The organism is Pseudomonas sp. 3HC3 (genome assembly GCF_044904505.1).
GTDB lineage: Bacteria > Pseudomonadota > Gammaproteobacteria > Pseudomonadales > Pseudomonadaceae > Aquipseudomonas > Aquipseudomonas putida_Y.
The window spans coordinates 1-21,017 of record NZ_JADDRH010000036.1 but is presented as its reverse complement, the minus strand read 5'-3'; the positions used below and the strand labels follow the sequence as shown (position 1 = coordinate 21,017).

Sequence of the window (21,017 nt, the reverse complement as noted above, 5' to 3'; positions counted from 1 at the left end):
AGGCGCGTCTCGCCGAAGGCCAGCGCCGGGGCATCCGGGGTGCGCTGCACCTGGGCCTCGATCAGTTGCTGGATGCTCTGCTCCAGCGGGTAATGTTCAGCGGTGGCGTTCCACGTGACCAGGGTGCGCTCGCGCTCGGCGGCCGCCAGCAATGGCAGTTCGGCCACCGGTTGTTGCGGTTGCTCGACGATGCCTTGCAACAGATTGATGAAGTGGGTCGACAGCCGCTCGATGGTCGAGCGCTCGAACAGGTCGGTGTCGTACGCCAGGGAAACCATCAGCCCCTGCGCTGTCTCGCTGGTATCCAGCACCAGGTCGAACTGCGCCGTGGCACTGTCCCAATGCAGCGGCTCGACACGCAGGTCACCCCAGTTCCGCTCGGCGCGCGCAGCGTACTGGTGGTTGAACAGCACCTGGAACACGGGGCTGTGGCTAAGATTGCGTTCCGGTGCCAGGGCCTCGACCAGTTGCTCGAACGGCAGATCCTGGTGGGCCTGGGCCTGCAGCGCCGCCTGCCGGGCCTGGCGCAACAGGACGTCAAAGCCCTGCCCGCCATCGACCTCGGCACGCATCACCTGGGTATTGACGAAGAAACCGATCAGCCGCTCGGTTTCAGCCCGAGTGCGGTTGGCCACCGGTACGCCGACGCGGATGTCGGCCTGGCCGCTGTAGCGGTGCAGCAAGGCCTGGAACGCTGCCAGCAGCAACATGAACAAGGAAGCATCCTGAGTCTTGGCCAGCTGCTGCAGGCCATGGCTCAGTTCAGCCTCGAGCGGGAAGTCCAGGCGGGCACCACGCAGGCGCCGTTGAGCCGGGCGTGGCCGGTCGAACGGCAGCTCGAGCACGACCTGCTCACCGCCCAGTTGCGCCATCCAGTAATCGAGCTGGCGCGCACGCTCGCCACCGTCTAGCCACTGGCGCTGCCAGGCCGCGTAGTCGGCGTACTGCACAGGCAACGGCGCACTGTGTTCGCCGTGGTAGCCCTGCAGCAACTCTTCGACCAACACCTCCAGGGAGGCGCCGTCGGAAACGATATGATGCTGGACGATAACCAGCACATGATCCTGCTCGCCCATGGCCAGCAACTTGACCCGCAGCAACGGCCCTCGCACCAGGTCGAATGGCGCCCGCACCTGGGCATCGACCCAAGCCGCCAGCGCCGCATCGTCCAGCTCGCCTGGGTGCTCGATCACGATTGGCAGCGCCAGGTGCGGATGAATATGCTGTCGCAGTATCCCCGTGGTGTCATCGAAGGTGGTGCGCAATGGTTCGTGACGGGCGATGACCCGGTCGAATGCCGACTGCAACGCCGACAACTCGAGCGGCCCCCGCACACGCAACGCCGCCGGAACGTTGTAGGCGGCGCTCTGTGGGTCCAGCCGCCAGAGGAACCACTGGCGCTCCTGGGCATAGGACACGGCCATCGCAGGCGTGCGCGGCAATACCGCAATCGCCGCTGCCGCCCCCTGGCCCAGCTCGGCGCAACGGTCGGCGAAGGCCCCCAGGGTCGGCTGCTCGAACAACTGCCGCAGGGGCACTTCGAGCCCGAGCCCTTGGCGAATGCGCGCGATGACCTCGGTCGCCAGCAACGAGTGGCCACCAAGGCTGAAGAAACTGTCGGCAAGGCCGACGCGCTCGACCTGCAAGGCCTGCGCCCAGATCGTCGCCAGTTGTGCTTGCAACGGCGTGCGCGGCGCTTCGTAGACCTGCTGGGCGGCACTGAAGTCCGGCGCCGGCAAGGCCGCGCGGTCGAGCTTGCCGTTGTTGTTCAACGGCAGCCGTTCCAGCACCAGCAGGTGGGCGGGGATCATGTAGTCAGGCAGCGCCTGGCCCAAGGCAGCCCGTACGCCCTGTAGCCAGTCAACGGACGGCGTGGCCTGAGCAGCGACCAGGTAGGCCACCAGTTGGGGCCCGGTCGGCCCGGCGAGGGCCAGCACCGCCGCCTCGCGCACCGACGCCAGCCCTTGCAGGCAGGCCTCGATCTCGCCCATCTCGATACGCATGCCGCGAATCTTCACCTGATGATCGATACGCCCTACGTACTCCAGTACCCCGGCCTGGGTATAACGCGCCAGGTCGCCGCTACGGTACAGGCGTGCGCCAGGCTGTTCGGCGAAGGGATCCGGCAGGAAACGCTCGGCGGTCAACCCCGGGCGGTCGAAGTATTGCTGCGCCAGGCAGTTCGGCGCACCGATGCACAGCTCGCCGACGCCATCGCTGGGCAACAGTTGGCCGGCACTGTCCAGCACATACAGCGAGCGGCCGGCGATGGCTTGGCCGATCGGCACGCCATACGCGTCCTGCGCATCTTCGAGGCGGCAGTCATGCACGCTGGAGACCACCGTCGCCTCGGTCGGGCCATAGGTGTTGACCAGGCTGATCCCGCCCAGCCCCGCCGCATGCCACAGGCGCAACCCTTCCACCGACATGGCCTCGCCGCCCACGTGCACCTGACGCAGCTTGCCCAGGCCGTGGCCTGGCCGCGCCGCGCAAGTCTTGGCCAGCATGTGCCAGTAGGCGGCCGGCAGGTCGGCCAGGGTCACGCCCTGCTCGACAATCAACCGCGCCAGCTGATCGGCGTCCCACAGTTCCTCGCCACGCATGATCAGCGCGGCGCCGACGCACAGTGGCGGATAGCACTGCTCGACGAAGCCGTCGAAACTGAAAGTGGCGAACTGCAGCACCCGGTCGTCGCGCTCAAGGCGGGAGTAGCCGGTGGCGCTGTAGCTGAACTCGCGCAGTGCCGCATGACTGATCGCCACCCCCTTCGGGCGCCCGGTGGAACCGGAGGTGTAGATGACATAGGCGAGCTGCTCGGCGGCGACCTGCACATCCGGGTCGTGGTCGCCACACTGCGCGACCTGCTCGCCCAACATCCCCAGCTCCAGGCGGCGCAGCCCCGCCGGCAGCGCCAACTCGACCAGCAGGCCGTCGTCGCACAACAACAGGTCCAGACGGCTGTCCTCGATCATGTAGGCCAGCCGCTCATGCGGATACTGCGGATCCAGCGGCACATAGGTCGCGCCGCTCTTGAGCACGGCAAGCAGGCTGACGATCAGCTGCGGGCCACGGCGCAGGGCCAGGCCGACACGCTGGCCAGGGCGTACACCCTCGGCGATCAGTGCATGCGCCAGGCGATTGGCCTGGCCATCGAGCTGGCCATAGCTCAGGCGCAGCTCGCCACATTGCAAGGCCAAGGCCTGTGGCTGGCGCGCGGCCTGTGCCGCGATACGCTGGTGAACCAGTTCCTGGCTCGGCAACGCCAGTGCGCGGCCTTGGCTGAAGCCAAGCACCTCGGCCTGCCCCTGATCGTCGAGCAGGCCCAGCGCGCCTACCGGCGCCGCCGGCGTGGCGACCATCTGCGCCAGCACCTGGCGTAGCCCGGCGCACAGCTGACCCACCTGCTCTGCCGCGAACAGCGCAGGGTCGTAGCCGAACGCCAGGCTCACCCCATCACCGAGCTCGATGCCGATGGTCAGCGGGTAGTGGGTGCGCTCGTGATTGCTCACCGCGCCGAAACGCAGGCCGGCAGGCGCGCCCTGGCGCAGCGCCTCGGCCACCGGGAAGTTCTCGAACACCAGCAGGCTGTCGAACAGCGCCGCGCCCTGCTGGCCAGCCCACCCCTGGATGGCATACAGCGGCACATGCTCGAATTCACGCAGGCCCAGGTTGAAGTCCTGCACGTCGGCCAGGTAACCGGCCACCTGGCGATCAGGCGCGGCATCGATCAGCACCGGCAAGGTATTGATGAACAACCCGAGCTGGTCGTCGATGCCCGGCAATGGCGCCGAGCGTCCGGACACCGTGGCGCCGAAGGCCACGCAGGCTTGCCCGGTCAGGCGCTGTAGCAACAGCCCCCAGGCCGCCTGGAACAGCGTGTTCAAGGTCACCTTGTGCTGACGGGCAAAACGCTCCAGTTCGGCGGTCTGCGCGGCGTCGAGGCGGGCGAGGTACTCACCCTCGCCTTGCGCGTCGGCGGGGCGACGCAGGGCCTGGGCGAGCAGCGTCGGCGCCTGCAAGGCGCCGAGACGGGCTTTCCAGAAACGCTCGCCGGCACTGGCGTCCTGGCGTTGCAGCCACGCCAGGTAATCATGGAAACGGCCGGCCGGCGCTGACGTGCGCTCGCCGACGTAGTGCTGGATCACCTGGGCCAGTAGCTGGGCATTGCTCCAGCCATCCAGGAGGATGTGATGGCAGGTGTAGACCAGGTGCCAGTCGTCGGCCCCGGTACGCACCAGCAGCAGCCTGAACAAGGGTGCGCGGGACAGGTCGAAACCCGCCTCGTGCTCGGCCCGAGCCAGTGCATCGAGGTCTGCCGCAGGTTCGTCGACGATGCGCAGCGGCAGTGGCAACTGACGCTGGACGATCTGGTGGGCACTGTCCAGGCCCTGCCAGTGAATGCTGCTGCGCAGGATCTCGTGACGCGCCAGGGCCGCCTGCCAGGCCTCGCCGAAGCGTTCCAGGTCCAGGCCGCCGATATCCAGGCGCAACTGGTTGATATAGGCGCCGCCCTGGGTTTCATACAGCGAGTGGAAGAACATGCCCTGCTGCATGGGCGACAACGGGTAGAGGTCTTCGATCTCGTGGCCGGGCACCGGCAATGCATCCAGTTGCGCCTGAGTAATGCGCGCCAACGGGAAGTCCGACGGCGACGGTTGCCCGGCAGGCACGCCCAGGCAGTGCTCGATGAGCGCCTCCAGCTCCTGGTCATAGGCCGTGGCCAGCGCCTGGATCGTGTCGGTGTCGAACATCGCCAGGCTGAAGCCCCATTGCAGCGACAGCTCGCCGTTGTAGACCTGTCCTTCCAGGGTCAGCCAGTTGGCCAGCGGCGCGTCCGGGTCCTGGCCGTCGCCACCGCGCTCGGTGGCCGGCGCCAGCAAGGCCTGGGCATCGAACTGGCTGTCGAACTGGCCCAGATAGTTGAAGGTGATGCGCGGCGCGTCGAGCGTCGCCAGGGCCTCGCGCACCGAGGCGTCACCCAGGTAACGCAGTACGCCGTAGCCCATGCCTTTGTCCGGCACCGCGCGCAGCTGTTCCTTGATGGCCTTGATCGAGTCGCCATGATCGGCGCGTGGGGCCAGGCGCAGTGGATAGAGGCTGGTGAACCAGCCGACGCTGCGGGTCAGGTCGATGCCGTCGAACAGCTCTTCGCGGCCATGCCCCTCCAGCTGCACCAGCGCCGCCTGGCTGCCGCTCCATTGGCAGATGACACGTGCCAGGGCGGTCAGCAGCAGGTCGTTGACCTGGGTGCGATAGGCTGCGGGCGCGACCTGCAGCAACTGACGGGTGCGCTCGCGGGACAGACGCGACGCCAGTTTGGCCCCATGGCGGTTGCTCACCGGCGCGTCCGGCCTGTCGCACGGCAGTGCGCCATCGCCGCGCTGCGCTTGCCAGTAGGGCAATTGTCCGAGGAACGCCGGCACCTGCTCGTGCAGTTGCGCAGACCAGGCCTGGTAGCTGCTGGTGCGCGGCGCCAGCGACAGCGGCTGCCCGGTCAGGCGCTGGGCATAAGCCTGCTCCAGGTCCTCCAGGAGAATACGCCAGGACACGCCGTCGACCACCAGGTGGTGGATGACCAGCAACAGGCGCTGCTCGCCTTGCGGCAAGTCGACCAGCATGGCGCGCAACAGCGGTCCACTGCCCAGGTCGAGGCTGCGCTGGGCATCGTCGCAGAGCGTCGTCAGCGCCTGGGCATCCGCAGCCTGGCGCTGCCACAGCTCGACCTGCGCGACCGGCGCGCCATAGTGCTGCCGCCAGCCTTCGGCGGCGGGCTCGAAGCGCAGCCGCAGGGCGTCATGGTGGTTGACCACATCGCCCAAGGCATCGACCAGCGCCTGGGCCTGCAACGGTTGCCGGGCGCCGAGCAGCAATGATTGATTCCAGTGCTGGCGGACCGCAATGGCCTGTTCGAAGAAATGTCGCTGCACAGGGCTAAGCGCCACCTCGCCGGTGGCCGGCGCCTGCTCAACCGTCAACGATGGCTGGCGTCCGACCGCGCCGGCCAGGCCGCGCACGGTCTGGAACTGGAACAGGTCGCGCGGGCTGAACTGCAGGCCCTGGCGTCGAGCGCGGCCAACCACCTGGATGGCGATGATCGAATCGCCGCCCAGCTCGAAGAAGTTGTCGTCCAGACCGACCTCGGCCACGCCCAGCACCTCGCTCCAGACCTGCGCCAGGGTACGCTGCACATCGGTTTGCGGCGCCACGTAGGCGCCGCGCGGAGCGGCATCCGGTTGCGGCAGGGCCTTGCGGTCAAGCTTGCCGTTGGGGGTCAGCGGGAAGTGCTCCAGCGGCATCAGGTGGCTGGGCACCATGAATTCCGGTAGTGCCTGCAGCAGCCAGTCCTTGAGCCCTTGCTGCCAGCCGTCTGGCGTTTCGTCGAGCACCAGGTAGGCCACCAGTTGCTTGCCGTCCAGCGCCAACACCACGGCCTCGCGCACCCAGGCATGCTGGGCCAGGCACGCCTCGATCTCGCCCAGTTCGATGCGCAGGCCACGGATTTTCACTTGATGATCGAAACGCCCCAAGTACTCGATCACGCCATCCACACGCTGGCGAACCCGGTCGCCGGTACGGTACAGACGCTGTCCGGCAACGAAGGGGTCGGCAACGAAGCGCTCGGCGGTCAACCCCGGACGCCGGTGGTAACCACGGGCCAGGCCAATGCCACCCAGATAGAGTTCGCCGGCAACGCCCGGCGCCACCGGCTCGAGGCCAGCATCGAGCACATAGGTGCGGATGTTGGCGATGGGCTGGCCGATGGGCACGCTGTCGCGGCCTTCGTCGATGCAGGTCCAGTGCGTGACGTCGATAGCCGCCTCGGTGGGGCCGTAGAGGTTGTACAGCGCCGCCGCCGGCAGCTTGCCGAACACCTGCAGCTGCGCGTCCACCGGCAATGCCTCGCCGCTGCAGACGATGCGGCGCAGGCTGTCGCAGGTCTCGACACCGGGCTCGTGGATGAAGGCCTGGAGCATCGATGGCACGAAATGCAGGGTGCTGACCTGATGGCGACGAATGGTCTCGATCAGGCGCGTCGGATCCCGGTGGTCACCGGGTGCGGCCACGGCCAGCCGAGCACCGGTCATCAGCGGCCAGAAGAACTCCCAGACCGAGACGTCGAAGCTGAACGGGGTCTTCTGCAGCACCGTGTCACCGGCGCCCAGGCCATAGGCTTCCTGCATCCAGTGCAGGCGGTTGGCCAGGGCTTCATGGCTGTTGCCGGCGCCTTTCGGCCGGCCGGTGGAGCCGGAGGTATAGATGACATAGGCCAACTGCCGTGGGTCGTTCGCCACCTGGGGCGGGCTGTCTGGCTGGTCGTCCAGCGTCAGTTGGTCCAGGGCGATGCACTGCACGTCACCGGGCACCGGCAGGCTGCCCTGCAGCGCCTGCTGGGTCAGCAGCAGGCGAATGCCGCTGTCCTCGATCATGTAGGCCAGGCGCTCCTCGGGGTATTCCGGATCCAGCGGCACGTAAGCCGCACCGGCCTTGAGGATCGCCATCAGCCCGACGACCATTTCTACGCTGCGCAGCACGCTGATACCCACCAGGCTGTCGGCTCCGGCGCCTTGCACACGCAGGAAGTGAGCCAGGCGGTTGGCGCGGGCATCGAGCTGCGCATAGCTGAGCGCGGTATCACCGAACACCAGCGCCGGGGCGTCTGGCGCGTGGCGCACCTGATCCTCGAACAGCTGGTGCACGCCGCGCCCGAGCGGATAATCGCGGGCGGTGGCGTTCCAATCCTCCAGCACTGTGCGACGGCTGGCGTCATCGAGCATCGGCAGCTGCCACAGCGCGCTGTGCGGCTGGCTGACCAAGGCCTGCAGCAGGGCCTGCCAGTGTGTCGCCATGCGTTCGATGGTGGCGGCCTGGAACAGGTCGCTGGCGTAGGTGAAGGCGGCGTGCAGGGTGCCACCCTGCTCGTAGGTGTCCAGGCTCAGGTCGAACTGGGTGGTGCGGCTGCGCCATGCCAGGGGCGACAGTTGCAGCCCCGAGGCCAGGGTCACGGTGGCCAGGTCGGCGACTTGCGGCTGGTGGTTGTACATCACCTGGAACAGCGGCGCATGGCTCAGGCTGCGCTCGACCTTGAGCGCCTCGACCAGGCGTTCGAACGGCAGGTCCTGGTGCGCCTGGGCACCGAGTACGACCTGCTTGATGCCTTGCAGGTAGGCCAGCACTTCGAGGTGCGCGTCCGGCCGCACACGCAACACCTGGGTGTTGACGAACAAACCGATCAGCCCCTCGACTTCGGCGCGGTTGCGGCTGGCCACCGGGCTGCCGATACGCAGGTCGGGCTGGCCGGTATAGCGTTGCAGGAGCAAGCCGAACGCGCCAAGCATGACCATGAACGGCGTGAGGTTATGCTGGCGGGCGAAGCCGCGCAGCCGCTCGGCCAAGGCCGCATCGACCGCGAACGAGCGGCGCTCGCCGCTGAAGCTCGGGGTCGCCGGACGGGCATTATCCAAGGGCAGCTCGAGCACGGGCTGCTCATCGCCCAACTGCGCCTGCCAGTACGCCAGCTGCCGTGCCAGTTCGCCGGCTTCCAGCCAGCGGCGCTGCCACAGGGCATAGTCGACGTACTGGATCGGCAGGTCCGGCAGTTGCGGCGCATGGCCAACGGCGAAGGCGTCGTAGCAGCGGCTGAACTCGTCGATCAGCACGTTCATCGACCAACCGTCGGAAACAATGTGATGCAGGGTCAACAGCAGCACATGTTCCTGCTCGGCCAGGCGCAGCAGACGCACGCGCAGCAGCGGCCCGTGCGCCAGGTCGAATGGACGCAATGACTCGGCCTCGGCTTCTGCACGCACCTTCGCTTCGCACTCGGCCTCATCCCACTGACGCAGGTCGACACGCTCGATCAAGGCCTCGCCGACCGGGCGATGGACCTGGAGCAGACTGTCGTCAGGCTGGACCTCGAATACTGTGGTCAGGCTCTGGTGACGCGCCAGCAGGCTGGCGAACGCCTGCTCCAGCGCGGACTCGTCCAGTTGCCCGGTCAGACGCACCGCGCCTGGCAGGTTGTAGGCGCCGCCCTGGGGGTCCATCTGCCAAAGTACCCACATGCGCTGCTGGGCATAGGATAACCCTTGGCGGTCCGGCGCCTGGACCCCGGCCGGAATGGGGAACTGGGAAAAGTCGATGCCCTCCCTGGCCAGGGTCTCGAGGAACACGCCGCGTTTCTCCTGCGGCAGTTCAATGAAACGGCGGGCCAGTAGCAGGGACTTTTCGGCATTCATCAGATTGCTTCCGTACGAGTGAGGTATCGGGCGGGGCCCGGCTATCCCTACGAAACGGATACAACCTGAAAAAAATTAATGCCACCGCGCCCCTGACGGCAGTTGCAGACACACCACATTCCACGGCCAGCCATTCGATTTATCTCACTCATCGTTGTCGGTGAATTTCTGGGTCAATCTCGGGCGTGGCTGACAAGCCAACAGCGAGGCGTTAATTTGCCGTCGCGGCGGCTCGTTTACCGAGAAAGCCGCCCTGCAAGAGGACCTTCGCATGTCCAGCCCCGCCCGCATCACCCAGGCACTCCAGCAAGGCCTGCGCCGCCTGGTCGGCAGCCACAGCCCGGCTGCCAGCGCCTACCGCCTGTTCGACCTACAGCTCAAGCAACGCATCACCCTTTCCCCATCACTTGCACGCCTGGTGTTCACCGGCCCGGATGTGGCCCAGATGGCCACCCTGGCCCCCGACCAACGGGTCAAGCTGTTCTTTCCCGCCCCAGATGGTTCGCTGCCTGTACTTCCCGCCGATGCCCACTGGAAAACTGCGCACAGCGCCTTGCCGCCAGCACAACGCCCACCCATGCGTACCTACACCATCCGCGCGCTGCGTCGGGAAGCACTGGAAGTCGATGTAGATTTCGTGCTGCATGGCGTCAACGGCCCTGCTTCGGCTTGGGCCAGCCATGCCCAGGTGGGTGACCGCCTGCAGATGGTCGCGCCCAACCTGTCCTATGCCGGCGACCCCGGCGGTTATGAATGGAAGCCACCCCAGGGGGTGCGCAACGTACTGCTGGTGGGTGACGAAACGGCACTTCCGGCGATTGCCGGCATCCTTGAGCAACTGGCAGAGACCCAGCCCGAGCTTGCGGTGCAGGCGTTCATCGAGGTGCCGTTGGAAGCTGATTGCCTGGATCTGCGCCATGGCGATGCCACCGAACTGCATTGGCTGCCGCGCGATCTGCTGGGCTGCGCGCATGGCCAGGCCATGCAGCATGCCGTGCGCGAACTGGCCAGCCTGCCACAGGAGCCTGCCGCACCACGGGCGAAGCTGGAAGAAGTGGACATCGACACACGGATCTTGTGGGAACAGGCCAGTAGCACCAGCAGTGCGTTCCATGCCTGGGTCGCGGGGGAATCGGCGACGGTAATGGATATTCGCCGGTATCTGATCAAGGAGCGCGGGCTGCAACGAGAGTGCCTGACCCTGATGGGTTATTGGCGGGCCGGGCGGACCTTTGATTGACTTGAGATAGCCTGGGGGCGCTTTGCGCCCCCAGGCAATGGTTCAGACTGCCGCGATCAACGCCTCGGCAAACCGCTGCGCCACCTCGTCGATCTGCTCGCCACTGATAATCAACGGGGGCAGGAAACGCACCACCGCCCCATGTCGCCCACCCAACTCCAGGATCAGACCGCGCTTGAGGCACTCGCGCTGCACCTTCGGCGCCAAGTCGCGGTTAGCCGGTGGGTGGCCCAGCGCATCAGGCTGGCCTTGTGGGTCGACCAGCTCCACACCCAGCATCAAGCCCCAGCCACGGATATCACCCAACTGCGGATAGTCCCGCTGCAGGCGCTGCAAATGCCCGCGCAACCGCTGCCCCATGACCTCGGCATGCTCGGCCAGGCGATGCTCGGCCAGGTAGTTGATTACCGCCGACCCCGCCGCCATGGCCATCTGGTTGCCACGGAAGGTGCCGGCATGCGCGCCCGGCTTCCAGGTATCCAGCCAGTCGCGGTACACCACCACCGCCAACGGCAGGCTGCCGCCAATGGCCTTGGACAGCGTGACCACGTCCGGCACGATGCCGGCATGCTCGAAGGCGAACATGCGCCCGGTGCGGGCAAAGCCGCTCTGGATCTCGTCGATGATCAACGCCACGCCCGCCTGCTCGGTAATGCGCCGCACGCCCTTGAGCCATTCGATGTCGGCCGGAATCACCCCGCCCTCACCCTGCACCACTTCGAGGATCACGGCGGCGGGCAGCGGCACGCCGCTTTCCGGATCGAGCAGCAGGTTTTCCAGGTAATGCAGGTTGGCCTTGACCCCGGCCTCACCGCCCAGGCCGAACGGGCAGCGGTAGTCGTACGGGTAAGGCATGAACTGCACGCCGTTGCCGAGCAAGGCCCCCAGTGGCTGCTTCGGCCCATGGCTGCCCATCAGGCTCAGCGCGCCTTGACTCATACCATGGTAGGCGCCCTGGAAGGCCAGCACGGTGCTGCGGCCGGTGGCGGTGCGCACCAGCTTGAGCGCAGCCTCGACTGCATCAGTGCCGGTCGGGCCACAGAACTGCACCTTGGCCTCGCGGCGCAGCGCCTCGGGCAGGATGCCGAACAGGTCCTGGACGAAGCGGTCCTTGACCGGGGTGGTCAGGTCCAAGGTGTGCAGCGGCAACTCGTCAGCCAGCACCCGCTGGATCGCCTCGACCACCACCGGGTGGTTGTGGCCCAGGGCCAGGGTGCCGGCACCGGCCAGGCAGTCGATGAACTGGCGGCCTTCGACGTCTTCGACGTGGATGCCACGGGCACGCCTGAGCGCCAGCGGGATGCGCCGCGGGTAGCTGCGGGCGTTGGATTCCTGCTGTTGCTGGCGTTGCAGCAAAGGCGAATCGGTGAATTCGTACAAGGGTTGCGGCACGCTGGCCGGTACAACCCGGGCAAGGCTGGAAGCGGTGGACATGGGTAAATCCTCGCAAGCAAGCGGATGGGCGGTTATCGCTTTGGAAACGCTTGAGTGGGGAGAGGATTTAGCGGTTGTTACTGGATTTTATTTTTGTCTGTGCCGGCCCTTTCGCGGGTAAACCCGCTCCTACAAGGACCGCACCGCCCGCGTAGGAGCGGGTTCACCCGCGAAGAGGCCAGCACAGGCAGACCCACCCCCACAGACCACACCGCCCGTAGGAGCGGGTTCACCCGCGAAGAGGCCAGCACAGGCAGACCCACCCCCACAGACCGCCACCCGCCCGTAGGAGCGGGTTCACCCGCGAAGAGGCCAGCACAGGCAAACCCGCCCCCACAGACCGCCACCCGCCCGTAGGAGCGGGTTCACCCGCGAAGAGGCCAGCACAGGCAGACCCACCCCCACAGACCACACCGCCCGTAGGAGCGGGTTCACCCGCGAAGAGGCCAGCACAGGCAAGAAACATCAATGCCCAGGACGCGCCGGTACTTGCAACAAGACCCGCAAGCCGTCACTACGGCTGTCAAAGCGCAGGCTACCGGCACACCGCTGCACGATCGCCTGCACGATCGCCAGCCCCAGCCCGCAACCACCACTCTGCCCATTACGCCAGAAGCGCTCGGTCAGGTGCTCAAGGTCCGCTTCGGCAATCCCTGGCCCGTGATCACGCACCATGAAGCCCACCTGGCCGTCCGCCATCTGCACGTCCAGCTCTACGGCTTCATCGCCACCATGACGCAAGGCGTTGTCCAGCAGGTTGCGCAGCGCTGCCACCGCCAACGGAGCGGGCATGCCCAGATAGATCTGCGTGGCTTCTTCCGGCAAACGCAGCACGATGCGGCGGTTGTCACCGGCGTCCTGCACCGCCTGACGGGCCACCTGCTCGGCGCTGCACTGCACGCCGTCCTCGAACGACAGGCTGCCTTCGACCCTCGCCAGCATCAGCAACTGCTCCAGCGTGCGGTGCATGCGGTCGGCGCCCTGCTCGGCATGCTCCAGCGCCTGCTCACGCACCGCACCGTCGGTCATGCGCGCCACCTGCAGGTGGGTCTTGATCGCGGTCAGCGGGCTGCGCAGCTCATGCGCGGCATCGTCGGTCAGGCGCCGCTCGCGCTCGAGGGTCTGGGCAATGCGCAGGAACAGCTGGTTCTGGGTTTCCAGCAACGGCTGCAACTCGCTGGGCATGCCCGCCACCTGCAGCGGCTCGACACTGTCCGCACGCCTGCGGCGCAAGGCGTCACGCATGCGGTTGAGCGGCTCCAGGCCCTTGCCAAGGCCGATCCACAACAGCCCCAGGCTACCGAGCAGGGCCATCAATACCGGTGCAGATGCCGCCAACAGAATCGACTGGTTCAGCGCCTCGCGCTCCATGTGCCGGTCGGCTGTGGTGATGCGCACATCGCCATGGTTGTAGGTAAAGGTGCGCCAAAGCGCATCGTCGATGGTCTGGTCACGGAACCCGCTGCGCTCGTCATCCATAGCGCCATCGTGCTTGTGGTTGCTGGCGAGAATCTCGCCACGCAGCGAGCTGACCTGGCAGGCCATGCCATCCGGTACGCTGAACTGGTCGGCAGAAAAATGCGCCTCCCCGCCCTTGGCGGTCAGCGGCTGCGGCAGTTGGTCGATCAGCCCGGCGACCATACGCGCCGACGCCACCAAGCGCTGATCGAGGGAGAACATCATTTGCTGGCGCAGGTCTCGCAGCATCCACGCGGCGGCCAGTGCCCAGATGATCACGAAGGCACTGCCGAGGATCAGGCTTAGGCGTACCCGCAGGCTCATGATGCAGCCTCTTGCGGTGCCTGCGCCGGGCCCAGCCGGTAGCCCAGGCCACGCACGGTCTCGACAATGCCGTTACCCAGCTTGCGGCGCAGGTGGTGGATGTGCACGTTGAGGGCGTTGCTCTCGACTTCGTCGCTGAACCCGTACACGCAGTCTTTCAGTTGCTCGCTGGACAGCACTCGCCCGGGGTTCTGCAACAGCGCCTGGAGCAGGGCCTGCTCGCGGCGGGACAGGTCGACATGCTGACCGGCCAGGGTCGCCTCACAGCTACTCGGGTCATAGCGCAGCGGGCCGTGCTCGATCACGTTCACCGCCCGCCCGGCCACCCGCCGCAGCAAGGTATGCAGGCGTGCGGCCAGCTCGCGCAGATCGAAGGGCTTTAACAGGTAATCGTCGGCACCGGCCTGCAGGCCATCGACACGATCAGTGACGGCATCGCGGGCGGTGAGCACCAGTACCGGCAAGGTCTCGCCTTTTTCGCGCAGGCGGCGCAGCAGCTTTAGGCCGTCTTCGTCGGGCAGGCCGAGGTCGAGGATCATCACGTCGAACTGCGCGGCCTGCAGCATTGCCCGCGCATCGGCGGCGTTGCCCACCCGGTCTACGGTCAGGCCCTGGGCGGTGAGACCGGCGCAGATGCCGGCGGCGATCAGGTCGTCGTCCTCGCAGAGCAGAACGTGCATGGTGGGGCTCCCGGAGTGGTGTGGCTGTTATTGCACCTTGGGCGGATTAAGGGGGGATTATGGACCTTTTGTGGGGGGGATGGGGGGTTCGGCTTGGGTGTGGTGATGGGCCGGGTTGTTCGTCGTGACATCTGCGAACACCTGCCACAGGCGCCGCAGATGCTATGGCGAACACCTTGGTCCTACATCAACCCCTGCGGGGTATCCACATCCAGCAACACCCCAGCATCCTCCACCTCAACCACAACACAACAATCCCGCTGCGCCTGCACCACCGCCCGCGCACCTTCATCGCCGGCCAATAGCCCCAGCGCCGGCCAGAAATCGCGCCCAAAAATCACCGGGTGGCCCTGCTGCCCGGCATGGCGTGGCAACACAATGTTCGAAGCGCTGGAAGCCTCGGCCAAGCGACGCAAGGTAGCCAACTCGATCCACGGCATATCACCCAACACGATCGCCACCGCCTGTGCCTGGCTGTCGACCAAAGACCTGACCCCGGCCGCCAGGCTGTGCCCCATGCCTGCTGCCGCATCCGGGCTGACGATCACCCGGTAACCGCCAGGCAAACCGAAATCCCCGCCCTGCTCGCCCGCGCGCAACACCACACGCACATCATTAAATACCGCCCCTGCCCGCTCCGCGCTATGCGCCAGCAAACTGCGGCCATCCGCCAGGGCCGCCCGGCGCTTGTCAGCGCCGAAACGCGTGCCGCGCCCGGCCGCCAGCACCAGCGCGACCACGCTCACAGCGCCGCCCGCTCGATGCCGTTGCGCACACGAAGGATATCGGCCAGTACCGCCAGGGCGATCTCGGCCGGGGTCTTGCTGCCCAGGTTCAGGCCAATCGGCGCATGGATGCGCGCCAGCTCGTCGTAGCCCAGGCCACCAATTCGCTGCAGGCGTTCGCGACGCTTGTCGGAGGTGGCCTTGGAGCCCATCACGCCGATGTAGAACGCTTCGGTCCGCACGGCTTCAAGCATGGCCAGGTCATCGATTTTTGGATCATGGGTCAATGCCACCACTGCAGTATCAGCATGGCAACCGCCATTGGCGATGAATTCCGACGGCAGCTCGCGGCGCACCTCTATGCCATTCAGCACGACGCCGTCGAGCACTTCATCACGCGGCTCGCAAAGGATGACCTCAAAACCCAGCCCCCTGCCGAATTCGGAGCAAAAATGCGCCACGCTGGAATAGCCGGCCAGCAGCAGCCGCTGGGCGGCGCCGACACGCAAGCGCACCCGGGCATTTTCCCGTTCAACCCGTGGCCCCTGACTGTGGTCATCGAGCAGCTGGCGGGTACCCGCAGGCAGGCTCACCTCACGCAGTACCCGGCGCTGACCCAGCAGTGCACGTTCCAGCTCACGCAGATGCGCCTGCACCTCGCATTCAACCGGCAGGTTCTCCACCAGTACTTCCAGCACACCGCCACACGGCAGGCGAACGCGCGAACGCGGGTCGCTGCCGTCGCCATAACGCACGATGGCAACCGGCTCCGGGAACTCACCCAGGGCCACACGTTCGAGAAAGTCGTCTTCGACGCAGCCACCGGACAGCGAGCCCAGCCACTGACCGCTGGCGTTCACCGCCAGCAGCGAACCCGGTGCACGCGGCGCCGAGCCGTAGGTGGCGAGCACCGTGCACAACCATACCCGCTGGCCGTTGCAGGACCACTGCAAAGCCTGACGGACCACCTGGAGATCGAGATGCTGCACGTTACTCCGCCTTCAGCTCGGCGAGCTGCTGTACGTTCAGGTCACCGGGCAATCCACCCCAGGCCTGGCGCAGGTAGTTGACCATATCCGTCACCTGTTGGTCATCCAGCTTGTCGGCAAAGCCCGGCATCGGCTGCATGCGCTCGAAGCCGGTGAACTGCTGTTCACGGATGCCCTCGAGAATCACCTTGACCAGATTGCGCGAGTCGGCCTGACGCAGCACGGTGTTGCCGCGCATGGCCACGGCGATGTGCGGCTTGCCCTCGCCGTCGACCCCATGGCAGCCGGCACAGACGTTCAGGTACTGCTGGTGGCCCCGCTTGGCACTGTCGCTCATCTGCTCCAGGGCAACAGTCTCGATAGCCTTGGCCGGCGGCGGCTGGTCGCCCAGCAGGTAGGTGGCCATGGCCGCAAGGTCTGCATCTTCCAGATGCTGGGTGCTGTGGTGCACCACCGGGTACATCTCGTTGAACATGCTGCCCTGGGCGCTGATGCCGTGCTTGAGGAAGGTGGTCAGGTCCGGCTGGGTCCAGCCGCGCTCGGCCAGGTCCTGGGCCAGCAGGCTTGGCGCCAGGTAGCCACCCAGCAGGCCGCCGCTCAGGCGCTGGTCCTGCTGCAGCGCACCGATCGGGTTGCGCGGGGTATGGCATTCGCCACAATGGCCCATGACCTCGACCATGTACTGGCCGCGCTGCCAGGCCGGGCTTTTGCCCTCGGTCGGCTGCAGTTGCACGCTCTTGCCATACAGCATGTTCCAGCCGCTGAGGCCCATGCGCACGTTGAACGGGAAGCGCAGCGCGGTCTGCGGCGCCGGGCGGTTGATCGGCGGTATGGTCATCAGGTAGGCGAGGATCGCGTCCGAATCTTCACGCTTGATCAGGTGGTACGAGGTGTAAGGCATCGCAGGATAGAGGTTGGCGCCGTCCTTGCGCTTACCCTCGGTGACTGCGGCGAAGAACTCGTCGGCGCTGTAGTTGCCGATGCCGTACTGTTTGTCCGGGGTGATATTGCTGCCATAAATGGTGCCGAACGGCGAATGGATCGGCAGGCCGCCCGCATACGGCGCGCCGCCTTCGGCAGTATGGCAGGCCATGCAGTCGGCCGCGCGGGCCAGGTATTCACCGCGCTTGACCTGCGCATCGTCGGCCGCCAGGGCAAACGAACTGGCAGCCAGCCCGAGGACCAACGCCGAGGCGCTACGTACGAAGCCCATGTTCAACCCTCCTTGACCAGGCCGAGATCGTTGAGCACCTTGCGGGTGGCATCGTAGTAACGCACGTAGCCTGTGCAGCGGCAGATGTGGTGACCGAGGCTGGCCTCGATGCGGTCTTGCACCTCGCTCTTCTTCAGCGGCTGGCGCTGGGCCGTTTCCACCAGCACGGTAGCGGCGTTGACGAAGCCTGGTGCGCAGTAACTGCACTGGAAGGCGAACAGGTCGACGAACTTCTGCTGGATCGGGTTGAGCGTCAGGTTGCCGGCCTCGTCTTTCTTGGCATGGCCTTCGATGGTGCGAACCTTCTTGCCTTCGAAGTAATGGGCGCCGGTGATGCAGGTGCGCACTTCCTCGCTGGTGCCGTCGGGGTTGTCGACGATCACCACGCAGGCGTGGCAGATGCCCTGGCCGCAGCCCAGGCGCGAGCCGGTGAGGTTCTGATGTTCGTGCAGGTAGTCGATCATCGCCAGGTCCGCAGGGACCTCGACCGGCCCGACCGGTTGACCATTGAGCGTCAGTTGCAGTGGACGGTTAGCCATTGAGGGCCTCCTTGATACGGGCTGGGGTGATGGGGAGATCACGCACGCGCTTGCCGATGGCATGCGCGACGGCATTGCCGATGGCACCGACGACCGGGATCATCACCACTTCGGCGATGCCCTTGGAGGGGTCGGTCGGTGACAGCGGCGGGAGGATTTCGCTGGTCTGCTGCCACACCGCCACATCGCGCGCATGCGGCAGGCGGTAGCGGTTGAAGTTCCAGTCGCCCTCCCCGGGCCCACCCTCGTACAACGGCATTTCTTCGGTCAGTGCATGGCCAATGCCCATGGCGATACCGCCTTCGAGCTGGCCCTTGACCAGTTCCGGCACCAGCACCCGGCCACACTCGACCCAACTGTGGTGGTTGAGCACCTGCGTCTCCAAGGTGCCTTTGTTGACCTTGACCTCGACGATGGTCGCCACCGGGCTGTAGTAGGTGACCATGGCGTTGTTCAACTGGGTGTCGGGGTAGGCCGCATTCTGCCGGTCGAGCAGGTGGTAGCCATGGCTGTTCATCTGTGCCTTCTTGGCATTCACCGCCCCATCGCCGTATTTCACCGCCACCGCGTCGAGCGGTAAACGCTCACGCACGCCGTCGATGACGAAGTCGGCCTCGGCCCAGCTCCAGCGGTTGAAGCCGTGCACACTGGCGCCGGTGACCAAGCCCATGTCGTGGGCCTTCTGTGCGAGCTGGGCGAACGGAATCGGCTGCAGACCGTTACCAGTCAGCTCTCCGTTGACCCACACCGCATTTTCGCGGCGCACCACCAGTGGGTTGGCCTGGCCGCCATACGGGCCTTGGCTCCAGATCGCCATGGCCGCCGGCCACAGGCCATGGTTGAACAGCACACGCGCCGCTTCGCGGGTGGCATGGCTGAAGTAGAAGGCCGAGTTGGTCGCCGACGATGGCGACGCCAGCTTGCCGACCCAGCGCGGGTTGCGCAGCGCGGCGTCCTGCTCAGGCTGGCTGATCAGGTACGGGTTGCCGCTGGTGCTCAGTTGCAGCTCAGGCCATTCGGTGACTGCCGTCGTTACCTCGTCGGCCGAACGGCCGAGGAAATCGCTGACCACCAAAGCCTGGGAGGTGGACATGCCGGTACCCAGCTCGGTGCCGATGTGGCGTAGGCTGATTCGCCCATCGCGGCTGAATTCGATGCTGGCCATCGGTGCTTCGGAGCCCGTGCCGAAGTCCTTCTGGCAAATGGCAAAGCCCACCCCGTACCAGTGGTCCTGATCCTGCGCGTCCATCTGCCGCTTGCGTGCGTCGCGGTCGCGCCACCATTCATGCACAGCGGCCTTGTCGAGGATCTCGTAAAGCCGCAGCGCGCCCGCCGGCACCGCGCCCTGAGTGTTTTTCATGCCCGATTTCAGCGCGTTGGCGCGGCGCAGGTCGATGGCATCGACCCCCAGGCGGCCGGCGATCTCATCCACCATCATCTCGGTGGCTGCCATGCTCTGCAGGGTGCCGTAACCGCGCATGGAGCCGGCCTCGACACCACGGGAATAGTAGGCGGTAACCGACAGGTCGTTCTGCGGCATGTAGTAGATCGACTGCGCTGCAGTGGCGCCTACGGCTGCCACCGATGGGCTGTAGTTGATGCGCCCGCCGCCGTCACAGCTCATGTCGGCGCGGAAGATCTTGAAGCTGTTGTCCTTCTTGTCCACCGCCAGCTGGTAGCGGATATCGAAGGCATGGCGCTTGATGCCGCTCTGGAACTGCTCGTAGCGGTCGTTGGCCAGGCGGATCGGCACGCCGGCGCCGTACAGCGCGGCCACCGCGGCATAGAAGACGAAGATATTGTTGTCTTTTGAGCCATAGCCCACGGTATAGCCCGGGTGCATGTTCAGCGTGTTCAGGGCGAAGCGCGACGGCTTGATCATGTGCACGCATTCCTGCGCCACTTCGAACGGGCACTGGGTGGCGACCACGAAGTGCAGCGTGCCCGTGGCCGGGTCATACCAGCCGTTGCCGTTGTCCGGCTCCAGCGCGGCAGGTTCGATGGACGGCGTCTTGTAGCGCTCGTCGAACACTAGCCAGTCCTCGGGCGGGTTGTCCAGCTGCTCGGCCATGCGCTTGGCGTAGAACAACCCCTGCTCGGTCAGGTCGCCGTGCTGGTTGGGCTGCTTCGACCACACCGGCTTGCGGTTGAGAATGGTGGGGAACAGCATGGAGTTCTTCAGGCTGGAGAACTCATCGTCGTCGAACGGCGTGGCGCCGCCCACCCGCACGAAGCGGAAGCTGCCGTAAGGGTCGCGCTGGTACAGCGGTGCCTGGGCGCCGTAACGGATCGCCTGTTGATTGAACTGCAGTTTGCGTTTGGCCTGGCGGAAGCGCTCGAAGTCGTGCCAGATCAGGATTGCCACCGGGTGGCCGATGAACATCGGCACCTTGCCGGGCGGCAGTAGCGGGTCGGGCGAATGGGCCTCGGGCCAGGCGATGCCGTCCTGTTCGAGGTCGGCGGCGGTGACTATGCGGTCCGGCTGCAGGTCGGTGCCGAGCAGGCTGAGGTCATGGCCGGCATAAATCCGGTCGACCTTGGTCGCCTTGAGCAGCAGCGCATGACCTTGCTGCGCGGGCCAGCCGGGCATGTCCTTGGCGCGGATGTCGCGCGCGAACACTTTGTCGCCGCAGACCTTGGACAAGGCATCGTTACGGAAACGCGCCTTGCCGTCGTGGTTCATCCACTTCTGCGGCGAAGTGGTGACGCGCTCCTCCATCAGCGCGGCGAATGCCTGGCTGCCTAATGGCGCCATGGTCACGCCGACACCAGCGATCAGACCGCCTTGCAGGAAGGCGCGCCGGGAAATATCACGGTTGGACATGCTTGATCCTCTGGGCAGTTGGGGCCTGCCCTTTCTTTTGATTCTTGGCCTGGCTTGAGAAAACTGACCTTGGCGTCAACTTTACAGGAATTGGGTGGATATAGGCAAAGTCAAGCCGACAATGTGTCGCGGTGTGTATAGGGCAAGAGGCGGAATTCGCGCTTTGGCGGGTAGGTGTTTGCCGGGAGATTTTCAGCGCCTGGTAGGTGTTCGCCGGGAGATTTTCAGCGCCTGTGAGATCGAGCGCCGCCCGCGCGGCGCTTCGCGGGTAAACCCGCTCCTACGTTTGTTTCGGGCCAATTATTCCTGTGGGATTTGCGCGCGACCGCCTTGGCGCATGTCTCGATATCGCGTC

At 66.1% G+C, this 21,017-nt stretch carries 10 protein-coding genes; 1 reads left to right on the top strand and 9 read right to left on the bottom strand.

Annotation, left to right across the window (positions count from 1 at the left end):
- The coding region (locus INQ47_RS25355; RefSeq protein ID WP_404702881.1) for an amino acid adenylation domain-containing protein at nt 1-9,236 on the bottom strand (9,236 nt) is incomplete at its 3' end.
- 271 nt (nt 9,237-9,507) lie between these two features.
- Here INQ47_RS25355 and INQ47_RS25350 point away from each other — a divergent pair.
- On the top strand, nt 9,508-10,476 hold the full coding sequence (locus INQ47_RS25350; protein ID WP_404702880.1) for a siderophore-interacting protein: 969 nt from the start codon (nt 9,508-9,510) through the stop codon (nt 10,474-10,476).
- Between the two features lie 42 nt (nt 10,477-10,518).
- Here INQ47_RS25350 and INQ47_RS25345 read toward each other — a convergent pair whose 3' ends face one another.
- The 8 genes from INQ47_RS25345 to INQ47_RS25310 all read right to left on the bottom strand — a co-directional run bounded on the left by INQ47_RS25345 (nt 10,519) and on the right by INQ47_RS25310 (nt 20,662).
- A complete protein-coding gene (locus INQ47_RS25345; RefSeq protein ID WP_404702879.1) occupies nt 10,519-11,910 on the bottom strand; it encodes an aspartate aminotransferase family protein in 1,392 nt (463 codons plus the stop codon).
- A gap of 465 nt (nt 11,911-12,375) precedes the next feature.
- Nucleotides 12,376-13,692, bottom strand: a complete 1,317-nt coding sequence (locus tag INQ47_RS25340; RefSeq protein WP_252459869.1) for an ATP-binding protein — start codon at nt 13,690-13,692, stop codon at nt 12,376-12,378.
- Nucleotides 13,689-14,372 (bottom strand): response regulator transcription factor, encoded by a 684-nt coding sequence (locus tag INQ47_RS25335; RefSeq protein ID WP_020193358.1) that lies wholly within the window; start codon nt 14,370-14,372, stop codon nt 13,689-13,691. Before INQ47_RS25335 ends, INQ47_RS25340 begins: the two co-directional genes overlap by 4 nt.
- A gap of 182 nt (nt 14,373-14,554) precedes the next feature.
- Nucleotides 14,555-15,118: an NTP transferase domain-containing protein gene (locus INQ47_RS25330; RefSeq protein ID WP_252459870.1), complete on the bottom strand. Its 564-nt coding sequence runs from the start codon at nt 15,116-15,118 to the stop codon at nt 14,555-14,557.
- On the bottom strand, nt 15,115-16,086 hold the full coding sequence (locus tag INQ47_RS25325) for an XdhC family protein (RefSeq protein ID WP_404702878.1): 972 nt from the start codon (nt 16,084-16,086) through the stop codon (nt 15,115-15,117). Before INQ47_RS25325 ends, INQ47_RS25330 begins: the two co-directional genes overlap by 4 nt.
- Nucleotide 16,087: 1 nt before the next feature.
- Nucleotides 16,088-17,299: a cytochrome c gene (locus tag INQ47_RS25320; RefSeq protein WP_028698365.1), complete on the bottom strand. Its 1,212-nt coding sequence runs from the start codon at nt 17,297-17,299 to the stop codon at nt 16,088-16,090.
- A 2-nt stretch (nt 17,300-17,301) separates the two neighbouring features.
- Nucleotides 17,302-17,838 carry a (2Fe-2S)-binding protein gene (locus tag INQ47_RS25315; RefSeq protein ID WP_084850713.1) on the bottom strand — a complete coding sequence of 179 codons (537 nt, stop codon included), beginning with the start codon at nt 17,836-17,838 and terminating at the stop codon, nt 17,302-17,304.
- A complete protein-coding gene (locus tag INQ47_RS25310) occupies nt 17,831-20,662 on the bottom strand; it encodes a xanthine dehydrogenase family protein molybdopterin-binding subunit (RefSeq protein WP_404702877.1) in 2,832 nt (943 codons plus the stop codon). The genes INQ47_RS25315 and INQ47_RS25310 overlap by 8 nt, the downstream gene beginning before the upstream one ends.
- Nucleotides 20,663-21,017: the final 355 nt, after the last annotated feature.

What these genes read in the sequence shown, in the direction of transcription:
- INQ47_RS25350 (WP_404702880.1), top strand. Translation starts at nt 9,508, where the DNA reads ATGTCCAGCCCCGCCCGCATCACCCAGGCACTCCAGCAAGGCCTGCGC.
- INQ47_RS25345 (WP_404702879.1), bottom strand. Translation starts at nt 11,910, where the DNA reads ATGTCCACCGCTTCCAGCCTTGCCCGGGTTGTACCGGCCAGCGTGCCG.
- INQ47_RS25340 (WP_252459869.1), bottom strand. Translation starts at nt 13,692, where the DNA reads ATGAGCCTGCGGGTACGCCTAAGCCTGATCCTCGGCAGTGCCTTCGTG.
- INQ47_RS25335 (WP_020193358.1), bottom strand. Translation starts at nt 14,372, where the DNA reads ATGCACGTTCTGCTCTGCGAGGACGACGACCTGATCGCCGCCGGCATC.
- INQ47_RS25320 (WP_028698365.1), bottom strand. Translation starts at nt 17,299, where the DNA reads ATGGGCTTCGTACGTAGCGCCTCGGCGTTGGTCCTCGGGCTGGCTGCC.
- INQ47_RS25315 (WP_084850713.1), bottom strand. Translation starts at nt 17,838, where the DNA reads ATGGCTAACCGTCCACTGCAACTGACGCTCAATGGTCAACCGGTCGGG.
- INQ47_RS25310 (WP_404702877.1), bottom strand. Translation starts at nt 20,662, where the DNA reads ATGTCCAACCGTGATATTTCCCGGCGCGCCTTCCTGCAAGGCGGTCTG.